Origin of the sequence: Variovorax sp. W1I1 (assembly GCF_030815625.1) — a bacterium.
GTDB classification, from domain to species: domain Bacteria; phylum Pseudomonadota; class Gammaproteobacteria; order Burkholderiales; family Burkholderiaceae_C; genus Variovorax; species Variovorax paradoxus_C.
In genome coordinates, this window is record NZ_JAUSWZ010000001.1 from 2,907,996 (window position 1) to 2,922,476 (window position 14,481).

Sequence of the window (14,481 nt, forward strand, 5' to 3'; positions counted from 1 at the left end):
TTTGCAGCTTGTGCCGCCGCACGGAACATGGTTTCATCCAAAAGAAACAGGGAGTAAGTAGAAGACCGATTCAGGAGAGGATCGAGATGAAGCACCATGACTCGCGCGCACTCGCGGCACTGGCATTGCTGACCACCTGCATGGCATCGATCGATGCGCGTGCGGCGGACGGCACCATTCATTTCACGGGCGAGATCGTTGCCGCCCCTTACGAGATGCGCCTCGCGGCGCACGCGCCGGCACCGGCGCCAACGGTGGCCCACCGCAAGAGCGGCTTGGGCCCCGTCGCCGAACTCTCCTTCGTGCAGCAACGCGTGGACCGGCCCAGCGGCACCGTGCGCATCGAAGGGCTCGGCGCCCTGCCCCTGCGCACCGTGTACACCGACGCTCAGGGCCGACAGCATTCGTTCGATCCATCGCAGGCGCAGGCACTCGGCCTGGATGGGGGCAAGCTGTCCATTGCGGCGCTGCGGCAGCCGCCTACAGGCCGCGTGGCGGCCGCCATGGTGACGGTCAGCTACAACTGACCGCGCACTTCCGATGGTTCAGGCTGCGCGAAGCTGCTCGCGCAGCTTCTGGCCGATCTCGGGCCTCTCGAGGAACGGATCGGCCGGGTTCACGACCGCCACGATGTTCTCCATCCGGGCGCGCACATTGCCCAATGCCTTGGGGTGGCTGAACACGTAGAACTGGTTGTCGCTGATCGCATCGAACACCTTCGCCGCGACTTCGGCCGCGGTGATCTTGCCGCTGCTCACCGCCTTGTTGCTCATGGCCTGGCCGATGAGCTGGCTCTTGGTGAGTTCGCTGTCCTTCGGCGCGTTCGGGCGATTGCGCTCGCTGCTCGTGATGCCGGTCGGCACGAAGTACGGGCACAGCAGGCTCGCGCCGATCTGGTCGGTAACCAGCGTCAGGTCTTGATACAGCGTTTCGGTGAGGCTCACGACCGCGGCCTTGGCGGCGTTGTAGATACCCATGTTGGGCGGCGTGAGGAGGCCCGCCATGCTGGCGGTGTTGGTGATGTGGCCGCGGTAGGCCGGGTCTTTCGCAGCGGCCTCGAGCATCATCGGCGTGAAGAGGCGCACGCCGTGGATCACGCCCCAGAGATCCACGCCCAGCACCCATTCCCAGTCGGCAACCGTGTTCTCCCACACGAGCCCGCCCGCGCCCACGCCAGCGTTGTTGAACACGAAGTGCGGCGCGCCGAAGCGCTCTTTCACCGCAGCGGCCAGCGCTTCCATCTGGGCGGCATCGGACACATCGACCTTGCGGGCCAGCACCTGCACGCCGGCAGCTTCCATTTCAGCAGCAGCCTTGTCGAGCGCGTCCTGCTGCACGTCGACCAGCACGAGGTTCATGCCGCGTGCGGCGCCGATGCGCGCGCATTCGAGGCCGAAGCCCGAACCCGCGCCGGTGAGAACGGCGGTCTTGCCCTTGAAGTCCTGAATCATTTGCCGGTGTCCTTCTTGCGTTGAATGTCTCTGACGTTAGAGCCGCTATTGAAGTACGGAACGCGCCATCGCGCAGTCACGAAGGTGCCCGACGCCGACGCTTTTCAACGCCTTCTAGGCCTCGGCTTTCTTCAGCACATAGCCGATGCGCGGAAAGTGCACATGCACCGTGCCGATGCGTTCGTCGCTGCGCTCCAGCGTGTAGTGCGTGCGCGTGGCGGCCACCAGCGTGCCCGACGTTTCCTCCAGGCCGAAGCTCTCGGCGCGAATGGTCACCGCGCTGCCGAGCGGGATGCCGTGGTCGTCCTGGAAGGTGCTGTCGGTCAGCAGCGTGTGCGGCGTCGCGGCCTTGGCCACGGCAACGGCCTCGTCGGCGCTGAACTTCTCGGGCGCACCATGGCCGATGGCGGCCATGCGGTCCATCCAGTCGACCACCGCGGGCGTCAGGTCGAGGATGGTGCGGACCGACTCGATCCGGCGCGTGTACCAGAGCGGGTGATAAGCCGCGAAGTCGCTGATGCTCGGCACCTCGCCCAAGAGGTAATGGCGGTCGTCCAGCATGTCCGACAGTCGCCGCAGGTACGACTTGTAGGCGCTGGTGGCATCGGCCGGGCGCAGGCGCGTCATGTTGCCGGCGCTCATCTTGCCGCGGTCTTCGCCGAAAGCCTTGGCTGCTTCGGGCGGCGCCTTGGCAAACACCTCGGCCGCGCCCTTGGGCTGCAGGTTCCAGGCCATCGCGGCCCAGAACAACGTCGTGTCGGCCCACTGCGCGAGGATGCGCGACAGGCCCTTCTCGGGCTCGGGGTACAGCGTGGGCTCGGGCTGCAGATGCTCCAGCACATCGGCGATGAGCGCGCTGTCGCAGTACATGTCGGCGCCGATCTGCAGGAACGGCGTCTTGCGGTAGCCGCCGGTGAGCAGCTCCACATCGGGCTTGGGCATGATCGGCGGAATGAAGACCGACTTCCACGGCAGCTGCTTGGCGCCGAGGATCAGCCGCACCTTTTCCGAGAACGGCGAGGTGGTGTAGTGGTGGAGGATCAGGTCGGCCATGGGTTGTTTTTCCTGTGGGATGTTCTTGTGTCGGGTCAGCGTGGCTGGGCCCGCCGGATGATCGAATCGAAATCGGTGCCCGCGCCCAGCGTGCCGAAGGCATTGCCCCAGTCGCCGCCGAGGCGCGATGCGCAGAACGCACCGACCACCGCGGGCGGTGCGGTCTGTGCGAGCAACGAAGCCTGCACGGCCAGCGCCACGTCCTGTGCCAGACGACGCGCCTCCACTTCGGAGGCCATCGCCTCGATGCGGGCTGGCAGTGCGTCCGCCAGGCGGTCGAGCGCGGCGTGCTGGCCACGTGCAGGAGCAAGCTCCTTGGTCAGCGCCGCCACCGCATCGCCCTTGCGCAGGCCCCGCAGCAAGTCGAGCGCCATGATGTTGCCCGCGCCTTCCCAGATCGAGTTGAGCGGCATCTCGCGGTAGACGCGGGCCATGATGCCTTCGCCGCCCTCTTCCACATAGCCGTTGCCGCCCAGGCACTCCATCGCCTCCTGCGCAAAGTGGCTGCCGCGTTTGCAGATCCAGAACTTGGCGACCGGCGTGAGCAAGCGCGCCATCAGGCGCTCGTGTTCGTCGTCCGGATGATCGAAGGCACGGGCCAGGCGAATAGCCAGCGCGGTCGAGGCTTCGCTTTCGAGCGCGAGGTCGGCCAGCACGTTCTTCATCAGCGGCTGCTCGATCAGCGGCTTGCCGAAGGCATTGCGCTGCGACGCGTGGTTGATGGCGATGCTCAACGCCTGCCGCATCAGGCCGCTCGTGCCGAGCGCGCAGTCGAGCCGGGTCATCGTGCCCATTTCGAGGATCTGCGGAATGCCGCGCCCCTCCTCGCCCACGAGCCAGGCGCTGGCGCCGTGAAACTCGACCTCGGAACTCGCATTGGCCTTGTTGCCGAGCTTGTCCTTCAGGCGCTGGATGTGGATGGCATTGCGCGTGCCATCGGGCAATACGCGCGGCAGGAAGAAGCAGCTCAACCCGGCCGGCGCCTGCGCGAGCACCAGGAAGGCATCGCACATCGGCGCCGAGAAGAACCACTTGTGGCCGGTGATCGCGTAGCGTTCGCCCCACGCATCACTGCCGTCGCGCACGGCTTGCGTGGTGTTGGCCCGCACGTCGGAGCCGCCCTGCTTCTCGGTCATGCCCATGCCCATGGTCACGCCGGGCTTGTCCTTGAAGGACTTGAGTGCCGGGTCGTACCAGAGGCTGGTGAGCTTCGGGCCCCAGTCGGCGTATACGGCCGCATTGCTGCGCAGCGCGGGTGTGACCGCATAGCTCATCGAGATCGGGCACAGCATCGACGGCTCCAGCTCGGTGAAGAGCATGAAGCCGGCCGCGCGCAGCACATGCGGCGAAGCTGAAGTGCCGGCCCACGGCGTGCCATGCAAACCGGCGCCCACGGCAGCGGACATCAGCACGTGGTAGCTCGGATGGAACTCCACCTCGTCGATGCGCCGCCCGAAGCGGTCGTGCGTGTGCAACTCGGGCGTGTGAATGTTGGCCAGCCGCGCATGCGTCTGCATCTCGGCCGAGCCGATGGTCACGCCCAGCTCCTGCAACGGCGCCACCTGCAGCTGCGGCGCATTGAACTTCAACGCATCGCGCAAAGGCCGGTTGGTTTCGAAGAGGTTGTAGTCCGCCAGCGGTGCGGGCTGGTTGAACACCTCGTGCGTCGTTTCCATGGTCGGCTCCTTTGCCGTGCGCTCAGTTCATTTCAGATCAGCTTGACGAGTTGCTTGCCGAAATTCTTGCCTTTCAGCAATCCCAGGAAGGCCTCGGGGGCGGATTCGATGCCCTGCGCGATCGACTCGCGCGGCTTGAGCTTGCCGGTGCCCACCAGCGTGCCGAGCTCGGTCAGCGCCTCGGGCCACACTTCCATGTGCTCGCTGACGATGAAGCCTTCGATCTTCAGCCGGTTGATGAGGATCAGCGCCGGGTTCGCGAGCGGCAGCGGCGCGCCGTCGTAGCCGGCGATCATCCCGCACAGCGCCACGCGCGCAAAGGCGTTGCAGCGCAGCAGCACCGCGTCGAAGATGTAGCCGCCGACGTTCTCGAAGTAGCCGTCGATGCCGTCGGGGCAGGCTTCCTTCAACGCCGCGCTCATGGACTTCACGTCGGGGTGCTGGCGGTAGTCGATGCAGGCGTCGAAGCCGAGTTCGTCGGTCACGTACTTGCACTTGTCCGGGCCGCCCGCGATGCCGACCACGCGCAGGCCGCGCGCCTTGGCCAGCGCACCGAAGGCGCTGCCCACCGCGCCGCTGGCCGCCGTGATGACCACGGTTTCGCCGGCCTTGGGCGCAATGATCTTCACGAGGCCATACCACGCGGTCACGCCCGGCATGCCGACTGCGCCCAGGTAGTGCGACAGCGGCACGTGCGTGGTGTCGACCTTCTTCAGCGCGCCGGGCTGCGAGGCATCGACCACGCTGTACTCCTGCCAGCCGCCGAAGCCCACCACCTTGTCGCCGACCGCGTACTTCGGATGCTTGCTCTCGACCACTTCGCCGACGGTGCCGCCCTGGAACACCTGGCCCACGGGCTGGTTGGCGGTGTAGCTCTTCGAGTCGTTCATGCGGCCGCGCATGTACGGGTCGAGGCTCATGTAGTGGTGACGCACCAGCACCTGGTTGTCGGTGAGCGCGGGCGTCTCGACGGTCACCAGCTTGAAGTTGCTCGCGGTGGCTTCGCCTTCGGGGCGGTTGTCGAGATGGATCTGCTTGTTCGTGGGCATGGGGTTCTCCTGGGGAATTCGTTCGTTCGGGCAGTCAGTCGGTGGAAGGCGGCCGCATTTCGTTCGCGCTGGCGGGGCCCGTCGGCAGGCGGCGCTTCACGTACTTGAAGGTGCCGGTGGCATGGGCGCACACGCGCTCCTGCTCGTCGTAGATCTTGGCTTCGGTAAACGCCAGCGTCGCGGTGCGATGAATGAGCGTGCCGCGCGCATGCAGCGGACCGACCGAAGGCTGCATGAAGCTGGTCTTCATCTCGATGGTGACCACGCCGGTCTCCGGCGCCACGCTGCGCGCGGCTGCGGCCATGGTGATGTCCAGCAGCGTCATGCAGGCGCCGCCGTGCGTCACGTCGAAGGTGTTCAGGTGCTCGGGCTTGGCGGTGTAGATGATCTCGGACTCGCCGCCCTCGAACTTCGTGAGTTCGAAGCCCAGGTGGCGCGCGAACGGGATCTGGCTCGTGTAGGAGCGGATGTTGATGTCGGAGGAAGGAGAAGAAGCGTCTGTGGTCATTGAATCTTTTCGTGAGACACCGCGGAACCGGCTTCGCCGGGCCGCTGGTGTTGCCCCTCGGTGAGGGGCTTGGCGCGCGCGACACGAAGTGCGCGCAGCCTGGGGGAGAGCCTTACGCTGCGCCGAGGACCACGCTCACGCCGCCGTCCACCGCCAGCCACTGGCCGGTGATGTGCTTGCCGGCATCGCTCGCGTACAGCAGCGTCAGGCCCTTCAGGTCTTCGTCGTCGCCCAGGCGGCCCAGCGGCGCCTGCGCGGCCATTTTTTTTCCTCACCCAGCGACTTGATGAGGCCGGCCGCCATCTTCGTCATGAAGAAGCCCGGGCAGATTGCGTTCACCGTGATGCCGTACTTGCCCCACTCGGCCGCCAGCGTACGGGTGAAGCCGATCACCGCCGTCTTCGACGTGTTGTAGGCCAGCGTCTGCATCTCGGGCGGGTTGCCGTTCAGGCCCGCAATCGAAGCGATGTTGATGATGCGGCCCGTCTTCTTCGGGATCATGTAGCCGTTGGCGATCTGCTGCGAGAGGATGAAGTAGCCCCGCACGTTGAGGTTCATCACCTTGTCCCAGGCCTCCACCGGGTGGCTCTCGGCCGGCGAACCCCAGCTCGCGCCGGCGTTGTTGATCAGGATGTCGACCGCGCCCATGCGCTGCAGCGTCTCGTCGGCGAGGCGCCGGGTGTCTTCTTCCTTGGAGCAGTCGGCGGCGATCCAGCGTGCGTCGATGCCGGCGGCCTGCAGCTCGGCCGCTGCTTGCTCCAGGTCGTCGGCCTTGCGCGAACTCAGCATGATCTTGGCGCCGGCTTCGCCGAGCGCATGAGCCATCTGCAGGCCCAGGCCGCGCGAACCGCCGGTGATGAGGGCGGTCTTGCCCGTGAGGTCGAAGAGCTGTTGGGTGGTGCGGGCGGTCATGGGGTTGTCTCCGGTGTTCTGTGAGAGGTAGGTCGATCAGATTTCGTAATCCATGCACTGGCGGGCTTCACGGACCGCGCCGATGAAAGGCTTGAGCGCCACATGCTGCGGATGATCGGCATACGCGGCGAGCGCGGCCGCGTCGGTGAATTCCGAATACAGCACCAGGTCGTAGGTGGCTTCGAGCGCGGGCTGGGCAATGGCCACCTCGAAGCGGTGCGTGCCCGGCGAGAGCTTCGCGCAGGCATCGAGCAGCGCCTTGGCCTTCAGCAGGTTGGTCGCCTTGTCGGCACCTTCGGCATGTTCCTTGAACTTCCACATCACGATGTGCTTGAGCATGGTGCGGGCTCTCCTGCCTACTTCTTCTTGCCGTCGTCCAGGCGCGAGCGCACATAGATGAGCACGACGCCGACCAGCGCGACCACGCCGCCGGGCACGGCCATCGACCAGCCGAGCGCGGTATCGAAGCGGCCCGTGGCGATCCCGAGGATCATCAGGAACAGGCCGCCGTAGATCAGGATCCAGATCCACTTCTCGAGCCGGGCGTGCGGCTTCGGGGGTTTGACGGGGGTGGGAGTGTTGGGGGTGGCGTTGGCCATTGTCAGAAAGCGTCCTCGGGCAAAGCGGTACAGGTGGGGTCGCGGCTCTCGACCACGTTGAGCCAGGCACCGATTTTCGGCAGCTCGTAGTGGAAGAAATAGTCCGTGGCGCCGATCTTGCCAGCTGTTACCGCCCTCGCCTTGTCCGCGTCGATCTCGAGCGCCCGCCGCGCCACGTCCAACCAGAGCCAGGCGAGCACCGTGTGGCCGAAGGCCTGCATGTACGGCACGGCATTGGCCAACGCGTCGGCCGGGTCGCCGGTGGACCAAGCGGCCTCTGTGGCGCTGCCGATGCGCTGCAGCGCGTCGCCCAGCGCCTTGGCATGTGCCGCGAGCGCCGGCACCTTGGCCGTGCGGGCGATGGTTTCGGTGATGCGGCCGGCCAGCAGTTGCAGGCCGCGGCCCTTTTCCATCAGCACCTTGCGGCCCAGCAGGTCGGCCGCCTGGATGCCGTGCGTGCCCTCGTGGATCATGTTCAGGCGGTTGTCGCGCCAGTACTGCTCCACCGGAAAGTCGCGTGTGTAGCCGTAGCCGCCGTGCACCTGGATCGCCAGCGAATTGGCTTCCAGGCACCACTCGCTCGGCCAGCTCTTGGCGATGGGCGTGAGCACTTCGAGCAGCAGGCGCGCGTCGTCGGCGGCCTGCGCGTCGCCGGTCTTCTGCGTGTCGACCAACCGGGCGCAGTAGAGCTCCAGCGCCAGCGCGCCTTCGCAGTACGCCTTCTGCGCGAGCAGCATGCGGCGCACGTCGGCGTGTTCGATGATGCGCACCTGCGGGCTGGCGGAGTCCTTCACAACCTGGCTGCCTGCACCCGCCTCGGGCTTCTTCACGAGGCGGCCCTGCGGCCGGCTCTTCGCATATTCGAGCGAGGCGTAGTAGCCCGCCATGCCGAGCATGGTCGCGGCCGTGCCCACACCGATGCGGGCCTCGTTCATCATGTGGAACATGCAGTGCAGGCCCTTGCCGGGCGCGCCGACGAGGTAGCCCACCGCACCCGCCTTGCCATCGACCGGGTACTTGCCCTCGCCGAAGTTCAAGAGCGTGTTGGTCGTGCCGCGCCAGCCCAGCTTGTGGTTCAGGCCCGCCAGCGCCACGTCGTTGCGCTCGCCGGTCAGCTCGCCCTTCGTGTTGACCATGCGCTTGGGCACGATGAAGAGCGAAATGCCACGCGTGCCCGGCACCAGCTTGCCGTTCTCGTCGGGGATCTTGGCGAGCACGATGTGCACGATGTTCTCGGTCAGTTCGTGGTCGCCGGAGGAGATCCACATCTTGTTGCCGGTGAGCCGATAGCGCGGACCGAGCGGATCGTCTTGGTAGTCCGCGCCATCGGGCACCGCGCGCGTGGCCACGTCGCTCAGCGACGAACCGGCCTGCGGCTCCGACAGGCACATGGTGCCCGCCCAGCGGCCCGAGAACTCGTTCTTCGCGAACACCTCTTTCTGCATCTCGGTGCCGTGCACCATCAGCAGGTTGGCGTTGCCGCTGGTGAGCATGTTGGAGCCGATGCTCACCGACGCCATTGCGAAGAAGCTGTTGGCCGCGGCCGACAGCGTGTAGGGCAGCTGCATGCCGCCGATGTCGTAGTCCTGCGCGGCGCTCATCATTCCCGATTCGACGAAAGCCTTGTGCGCGTCGTGCGTGGCCTTCGGCAGGATGACTTTCTCGCCGTCGAAATGCGGCTCCTGCGTGTCGACCGTGCGGTTGAACGGCGCGTACTTCTCGCGCGCGATGCGCTCGCAGGTGTCGAGCACCGCATCGAAGGTTTCGCGCGAGTGGTCGGCGAAGCGTTCGCTCTTGTTGAGCGACTCGGCATCGAGCCAGTCGTAGAGCAGGAAGTCGAGGGTGGGACGCAGGCTCATGGGGTGTCTCTTCTGGCTACTTCTTCGAGGATTCGGGCAGCTTCGCGATGGTGCCCTGCGCGAGCGCGCAGAGCTTTTCCACACCGCCGGTCACCGCGAAGATCTCGCAGGTGCAGACGGCTTGCGAACTGCCGGTGTGCACGGCCTTGGCGCGGGCGATCAAGCGATCGCCGACGGCCGGCCGCACATAGTTGATCTTGAATTCGGAGGTCACCACCGGCACGCGCAATGCGGTGCCGCCGGCAAAGGTCAGCGCGTTGTCGGCCATGTAGCTCACGATGCCGCCGTGGGCGAAACCGTTCTGCTGCTTGAGCTGCGCGGTCAACGGCAGCTGGAGGTCGACGTTTCCCGGCGACAGCGCATGCATTTCCGCACCGATCAGCACGCTGAAGGGCTGCGAGGCGAGAACGCCCCGCCCCATTTCGAGCATGGCCAGGAAGGCTTCGGGCGAGACCTGTGTGTCGCCGCCCGACATGATTACAAGACCTCGAACACGCCCGCGGCGCCCATGCCGCCGCCGATACACATCGTGACCAGCACCTTCCTGGCGCCGCGGCGCTTGCCTTCGATGAGCGCGTGGCCCGTCAGGCGCTGGCCGCTCACGCCGTAGGGGTGGCCCACGGCGATGGCGCCGCCGTCCACGTTCAGGCGGTCGCCCGGAATGCCGAGCTTGTCGCGGCAGTAGATCACCTGCACCGCAAAGGCTTCGTTCAGCTCCCACAGGTCGATGTCGTTGACCGTGAGGCCCAGGCGCTTGAGCACCTTGGGAATCGCGAAGACGGGGCCGATGCCCATTTCGTCAGGCTCGCAGCCGGCCACGGCAAAACCGAGGAATCGGCCGAGGGGCTTCAGGCCCTTTTGCTGCGCGTACTTCTCATCGACCACCACGCAGGCGCCGCCGCCGTCGGAGAACTGGCTGGCATTGCCGGCCGAGATCAGGCCGCCGGGCATGGCCGAGCGGATGCCGCTGATGCCTTCCTTGGTGGTGCCGGGGCGGATGCCTTCGTCGTTCTCGACCGTGACTTCCTTGGTGCGCAGGCCCATCACCGGGTCGGCCACGCCGGCCAGCACGGTGATCGGCGCGATCTCGTCCTTGAAGCGGCCGGCTTCCAGCGCGGCGGTGGCCTTCTGCTGGCTGGCTGCGCCGTATTCGTCCATCGCGTCGCGGCCGATGTTGTAGCGCTTGGCGACCTGCTCGGCCGTCTGCAGCATGTTCCAGTAGATCTCGGGCTTGTGCTTCACGAGCCAGGGGTCGGCCAGCATGTGCTTGTTGGCTTCGTTCTGCACGCACGAGATGCTCTCGACGCCGCCGGCCACGTACACGTCGCCTTCGCCCGCGATGATGCGTTGCGCGGCGGTGGCAATGGTCTGCAGGCCCGAGGAGCAGAAGCGGTTGATCGTCATGCCCGAGGTGGTAACGGGGCAGCCGGCGCGCAGTGCGATCTGGCGCGCGATGTTGGAGCCGGTGGCGCCTTCGGGCGTGGCGCAACCCATGATGACGTCATCGACTTCGGCGGCTTCGATGCCGGCGCGCGAGATGGCGTGCTGAACGGCGTGGCCGCCGAGCGTGGCACCGTGCGTCATGTTGAAGGCACCCTTCCAGCTCTTCGCGAGCGGCGTGCGGGCGGTGGAAACGATGACGGCGCTGGTCATGGTGAGGTCCTTTGAAGATGGAAGGGAAAAGAGGGTGTGGTCGTCATTGCGCCGGAGCAGCGTTGGTGTTGCTCAGGAGCTGGTGATAGAAGCCGATCATCTCGCCGTAGTTGGAGATGGGCAGGCGTTCGTTGTTGCCGTGGATGCGCGCGAGGTCTTCGTTCTTCATGCGGAACGGCGAGAAGCGAAAGACGGCGTCGCTCACGATGCTGAAGTGGCGCGAGTCGGTGGCGGCGGTCATCAGGCCGGGGGCCACCAACGCATCGGGGAAGCTCTGGCGCACGGCCTGCCGGATCGCGCGGTAGCCTGTGCTGTCGGTCGACGACACGGGTGACGGCTCCGAATTACCGGGGTAGCGCTTGATCTTGATGTCGTCGTTGGCCAGCGTCTTGCGCAGATGCGCCTCGACGCTGTCGATGCTGTCGCCCGGCAGGATGCGGAAGTTGACGGCGGCCTCGGCCCGGCCGGGCAGCACGTTGTCCTTGTTGCCGGCGCGAACGATGGTCAGCGCGGTGGTCGTGCGCAGAAGGGTGTTGCTGCTCGCGCTCTTTTCAAGCTCACGCCTGACCAGCGGCTCGGTCAGCCACAGGTTGGACAGCATCACGCGGTTGATGCCGCTCATCTCGGGCGCCAGCGCACCGAAGGTCTGACTGGCCACGCCGGTGATGCCGCCGGGCATCTGGTTGGCTTCGAGCCGGGCCAGTGCCGCACTCATGCTGCCGATGGCGCTGTGCTTCGGCGGCATCGACGAATGGCCGGGTGCGGTGTCGAGCGACAGGAAGAAGGTGCCGTAGCCCTTTTCGGCCAGCCCGATGAGCGCCGCCGGCTTGGAGAGGCCGGGCACCACGCCATCGAGCACCACCATGCCCTCGTCGAGCACCCAGTCCAGGCGCACGTTGCGCGACTTGAGCAGTTCGGCGATGGGCAGCGCGCCGCGCAGGCCGCTCACTTCTTCGTCGTCGCCCATCACGAGGTAGACGGTCTGTTTCGGCTTGAAGCCGGCGCCGATGAGCAGCTCGATGGCCTCCATCTGCGCGAAAAGATTGCTCTTGTTGTCGAGCGTGCCGCGGCCCCAGACGAAACCGTCCTTGATCTCGCCCGCGAAGGGATCGACCGTCCAGGCCTTCTCGGTGCCGGGGGCGATGGGCACCATGTCCTGGTGCGCCATCAGCGCGATCGGCTTGGCTTGCGGATCGGTGCCGGTCCATGTGTAGAGCAGCGCCTTGTTGCCCACCACTTCCTTCTTGAGGGTGGCGTGGACCTTCGGGTATTGCTGCTCGAGGTAAGCATGCAGTTTGTCGAACTCGGCCGCGTTGGCGGCCGGGTCGTCGAGGCCCGACACCGTGCGGAACGTGATCGCGGTCGACAGCCGTTTGGCGGCTGCCTGCAGGTCGACGTCCAGCTTGGGTGCGGGCGCCACCGCCAGTTGCTGCGATGGCGTGGTCCAGGTCTTGACCGCCACGGCGGCTACCAATGCCAGAAGCACCAGCAGCAGCCCGAGGAAGATGCGTTTCAACATAGGCGGTCAGACTGACGGATCAGCTGAAGGACTTGCCTTCGGCCACCAGCTTCTGGATCAGCGGTGCGGGTTGCCAGAACTCGGCGTCGTCGCGCGGGTTCTTCGCAAAGCGCTTCATCGACTCGGCCACGTTGTAGAGACCCACTTGCGACGCATAGTGCATCGGGCCGCCGCGCCAGATCGGGAAGCCGTAGCCGGTGAGGTACACCATGTCGATGTCGCCGGACTTCGACGCGATGCCGTCTTCCAGGATATGCGCGCCTTCGTTGACGAGCGCATACACCAGGCGCTGCACAATCTCTTCGTCGGAAATCTTGCGCGGCGTGATGCCCAGTTCCTTGCGGTGGTCCTCGATCATCTTGTTGACCAGGTCCGAGGGAATCGCATCGCGCTTGCCGGCCTGGTAGTCGTACCACCCTGCCCCGGTCTTCTGGCCGAAGCGGCCCAGTTCGCAGAGCTTGTCGGCCGTGCGGCTGTACTTCATGTCGGCACGCTCGGTGGCGCGGCGCTTGCGAATCGCCCAGCCGATGTCGTTGCCGGCCAGGTCGCCCATGCGGAACGGACCCATCGCAAAGCCGAACTTCTCGACAGCCTTGTCCACTTGCTGCGGCGTCGCACCTTCGTCCAGCAGGAAGCCGGCCTGACGCGAGTACTGCTCGATCATGCGGTTGCCGATGAAGCCGTCGCACACGCCCGAGACCACCGAGGTCTTCTTGATCTTCTTGCCGATGGCCATGACCGTGGCGAGCACGTCCTTGGCGGTGGCCTTGCCGCGCACCACTTCGAGCAGCTTCATCACGTTGGCCGGGCTGAAGAAGTGCATGCCGACCACGTCCTGCGGACGCTCGGTGAACGAGGCGATCTTGTCGACGTCCAGCGTCGAGGTGTTGGAGGCCAGGATCGCGCCCTTCTTGGCCACGCGGTCGAGTTCCTTGAAGACCTTTTCCTTGACGCCGATTTCCTCGAACACCGCTTCGATGATGAGGTCGGCATCCTTCAGGTCGTCGTAGCTCAGCGTGGTGCTCAGGAGCGCCATGCGCTGCTCGTACTTGTCCTGCTTGAGCTTGCCCTTCTTGACCTGGGCTTCGTAGTTCTTCTTGATGGTGGCGACGCCGCGGTCGAGCGCCTCCTGCTTCATCTCGAGGATCTTCACGGGGATGCCCGCGTTCAGGAAGTTCATCGAGATGCCGCCGCCCATGGTGCCGGCGCCGATCACGCCCACGGCCTTGATCTCGCGCTTGGGCGTGTCTTCGGGCACATCGGGAATCTTGGAAGCGGCGCGCTCGGCCATGAACAGGTGGCGCAGCGCCAGCGATTCGGGCGTGAACATCAGCGCGGTGAAGATGCGGCGCTCCTCGGCCATGCCTTGGTCGAACTTCATCTTCGTCGCGGCCTGCACGGCATCGATGCACATGAGCGGCGCCGGGTAGTTCTTCGACATGCCGCCCACCATGTTCTTGGTGAACTGGAAGTAGGCATCGCCTTGCGGGTGCTTGCACGGCAGGTTGCGCACCAGCGGGAGCGCTTCACCGGTCTTGCCGGCCACGCTCTTGGCGAAGGCCACGGCTTCGTCGAACACCGACTCGGCCGATGCGGCCAGCTTGTCGAACAGCTTCTGGCCCGGCAGGCTCGCGAGCAGTTCGCTCTTCACCGGCTCGCCGCTCACGATCATGTTGAGGGCGGTTTCCACGCCGATCACGCGCGGCAGGCGCTGCGTGCCACCGGCGCCTGGAATGAGGCCGAGCTTGACTTCGGGCAGCGCGATGCTGGTGCCCGGAGCGGCCACGCGGTAGTGGCAGCCGAGCGCCAGTTCGAGGCCGCCGCCCATGCACACGGAGTGGATGGCTGCGACGATGGGCTTGGGGGAAGCTTCGAGCGTGAGGATCACGCTCAGCAGGTTGGGCTCTTGCAGCGCCTTGGGCGTGCCGAACTCCTTGATGTCCGCACCGCCGGAGAACGCCTTGCCGGCGCCGGTGATGACGATGGCCTTGACGGCGTCGTCGGCATTGGCCTTGGCCAGGCCATCGGTGATGCCGATGCGGGTCGAGAAACCGAGACCGTTGACCGGAGGGTTGGTCAGTGTGATCACGGCGACATCGCCGAGCACTTTGTATTCAGCCGTCATGCTGCGTTCCTTGGTGTGTGAAGAAAAAGAAGAAAAAGCACGAGTGTTCTTTTTCGGAAGATTCTAGGCTTTTGTCG

At 65.9% G+C, this 14,481-nt stretch carries 13 protein-coding genes and 1 pseudogene; 1 reads left to right on the top strand and 13 read right to left on the bottom strand.

Going from position 1 to position 14,481, the window contains the following annotated elements:
- The first annotated feature begins 86 nt into the window (after window positions 1-86).
- Complete coding sequence (locus QFZ83_RS13600) at window positions 87-527, top strand: hypothetical protein (RefSeq protein ID WP_307507201.1); 441 nt, start codon at window positions 87-89, stop codon at window positions 525-527.
- A gap of 18 nt (window positions 528-545) precedes the next feature.
- Here QFZ83_RS13600 and QFZ83_RS13605 read toward each other — a convergent pair whose 3' ends face one another.
- The 13 genes and pseudogenes from QFZ83_RS13605 to QFZ83_RS13665 all read right to left on the bottom strand — a co-directional run bounded on the left by QFZ83_RS13605 (window position 546) and on the right by QFZ83_RS13665 (window position 14,404).
- A complete protein-coding gene (locus QFZ83_RS13605; protein ID WP_306879536.1) occupies window positions 546-1,451 on the bottom strand; it encodes an SDR family oxidoreductase in 906 nt (301 codons plus the stop codon).
- Window positions 1,452-1,565: 114 nt separating this feature from the next.
- On the bottom strand, window positions 1,566-2,504 hold the full coding sequence (locus QFZ83_RS13610) for a glutathione S-transferase family protein (RefSeq protein WP_307507203.1): 939 nt from the start codon (window positions 2,502-2,504) through the stop codon (window positions 1,566-1,568).
- Window positions 2,505-2,539: 35 nt separating this feature from the next.
- Window positions 2,540-4,180, bottom strand: coding sequence for an isovaleryl-CoA dehydrogenase (locus QFZ83_RS13615; RefSeq protein ID WP_307507206.1), 1,641 nt, complete (start codon window positions 4,178-4,180; stop codon window positions 2,540-2,542).
- A gap of 32 nt (window positions 4,181-4,212) precedes the next feature.
- Complete coding sequence (locus tag QFZ83_RS13620; RefSeq protein WP_307507208.1) at window positions 4,213-5,229, bottom strand: NADP-dependent oxidoreductase; 1,017 nt, start codon at window positions 5,227-5,229, stop codon at window positions 4,213-4,215.
- Between the two features lie 34 nt (window positions 5,230-5,263).
- Complete coding sequence (locus tag QFZ83_RS13625; protein ID WP_206179147.1) at window positions 5,264-5,737, bottom strand: PaaI family thioesterase; 474 nt, start codon at window positions 5,735-5,737, stop codon at window positions 5,264-5,266.
- Between the two features lie 112 nt (window positions 5,738-5,849).
- Window positions 5,850-6,649, bottom strand: a pseudogene (locus QFZ83_RS13630) (SDR family oxidoreductase).
- A 36-nt stretch (window positions 6,650-6,685) separates the two neighbouring features.
- Complete coding sequence (locus QFZ83_RS13635) at window positions 6,686-6,988, bottom strand: Dabb family protein (RefSeq protein ID WP_307507212.1); 303 nt, start codon at window positions 6,986-6,988, stop codon at window positions 6,686-6,688.
- Between the two features lie 17 nt (window positions 6,989-7,005).
- Window positions 7,006-7,248 carry a hypothetical protein gene (locus QFZ83_RS13640; protein WP_307507215.1) on the bottom strand — a complete coding sequence of 81 codons (243 nt, stop codon included), beginning with the start codon at window positions 7,246-7,248 and terminating at the stop codon, window positions 7,006-7,008.
- Window positions 7,249-7,250: 2 nt separating this feature from the next.
- A complete protein-coding gene (locus tag QFZ83_RS13645) occupies window positions 7,251-9,107 on the bottom strand; it encodes an acyl-CoA dehydrogenase (RefSeq protein WP_307507218.1) in 1,857 nt (618 codons plus the stop codon).
- A 16-nt stretch (window positions 9,108-9,123) separates the two neighbouring features.
- On the bottom strand, window positions 9,124-9,582 hold the full coding sequence (locus tag QFZ83_RS13650; protein ID WP_307507221.1) for a PaaI family thioesterase: 459 nt from the start codon (window positions 9,580-9,582) through the stop codon (window positions 9,124-9,126).
- A 2-nt stretch (window positions 9,583-9,584) separates the two neighbouring features.
- Complete coding sequence (locus QFZ83_RS13655; RefSeq protein WP_307507224.1) at window positions 9,585-10,760, bottom strand: acetyl-CoA C-acyltransferase; 1,176 nt, start codon at window positions 10,758-10,760, stop codon at window positions 9,585-9,587.
- Window positions 10,761-10,803: 43 nt separating this feature from the next.
- Window positions 10,804-12,279 carry a M20 family peptidase gene (locus QFZ83_RS13660; protein WP_307507226.1) on the bottom strand — a complete coding sequence of 492 codons (1,476 nt, stop codon included), beginning with the start codon at window positions 12,277-12,279 and terminating at the stop codon, window positions 10,804-10,806.
- Between the two features lie 19 nt (window positions 12,280-12,298).
- The gene (locus tag QFZ83_RS13665) at window positions 12,299-14,404 is read right to left on the bottom strand and encodes a 3-hydroxyacyl-CoA dehydrogenase NAD-binding domain-containing protein (RefSeq protein WP_307507229.1); all 2,106 of its coding nucleotides are present in this window, start codon (window positions 14,402-14,404) and stop codon (window positions 12,299-12,301) included.
- Window positions 14,405-14,481: the final 77 nt, after the last annotated feature.

Bases quoted from the DNA above. Each gene is read 5' to 3' on its own strand.
- QFZ83_RS13600 (WP_307507201.1), top strand. From the start codon at position 87: ATGAAGCACCATGACTCGCGCGCACTCGCGGCACTGGCATTGCTGACC.
- QFZ83_RS13605 (WP_306879536.1), bottom strand. From the start codon at position 1,451: ATGATTCAGGACTTCAAGGGCAAGACCGCCGTTCTCACCGGCGCGGGT.
- QFZ83_RS13610 (WP_307507203.1), bottom strand. From the start codon at position 2,504: ATGGCCGACCTGATCCTCCACCACTACACCACCTCGCCGTTCTCGGAA.
- QFZ83_RS13615 (WP_307507206.1), bottom strand. From the start codon at position 4,180: ATGGAAACGACGCACGAGGTGTTCAACCAGCCCGCACCGCTGGCGGAC.
- QFZ83_RS13620 (WP_307507208.1), bottom strand. From the start codon at position 5,229: ATGCCCACGAACAAGCAGATCCATCTCGACAACCGCCCCGAAGGCGAA.
- QFZ83_RS13625 (WP_206179147.1), bottom strand. From the start codon at position 5,737: ATGACCACAGACGCTTCTTCTCCTTCCTCCGACATCAACATCCGCTCC.
- QFZ83_RS13635 (WP_307507212.1), bottom strand. From the start codon at position 6,988: ATGCTCAAGCACATCGTGATGTGGAAGTTCAAGGAACATGCCGAAGGT.
- QFZ83_RS13640 (WP_307507215.1), bottom strand. From the start codon at position 7,248: ATGGCCAACGCCACCCCCAACACTCCCACCCCCGTCAAACCCCCGAAG.
- QFZ83_RS13645 (WP_307507218.1), bottom strand. From the start codon at position 9,107: ATGAGCCTGCGTCCCACCCTCGACTTCCTGCTCTACGACTGGCTCGAT.
- QFZ83_RS13650 (WP_307507221.1), bottom strand. From the start codon at position 9,582: ATGTCGGGCGGCGACACACAGGTCTCGCCCGAAGCCTTCCTGGCCATG.
- QFZ83_RS13655 (WP_307507224.1), bottom strand. From the start codon at position 10,760: ATGACCAGCGCCGTCATCGTTTCCACCGCCCGCACGCCGCTCGCGAAG.
- QFZ83_RS13660 (WP_307507226.1), bottom strand. From the start codon at position 12,279: ATGTTGAAACGCATCTTCCTCGGGCTGCTGCTGGTGCTTCTGGCATTG.
- QFZ83_RS13665 (WP_307507229.1), bottom strand. From the start codon at position 14,404: ATGACGGCTGAATACAAAGTGCTCGGCGATGTCGCCGTGATCACACTG.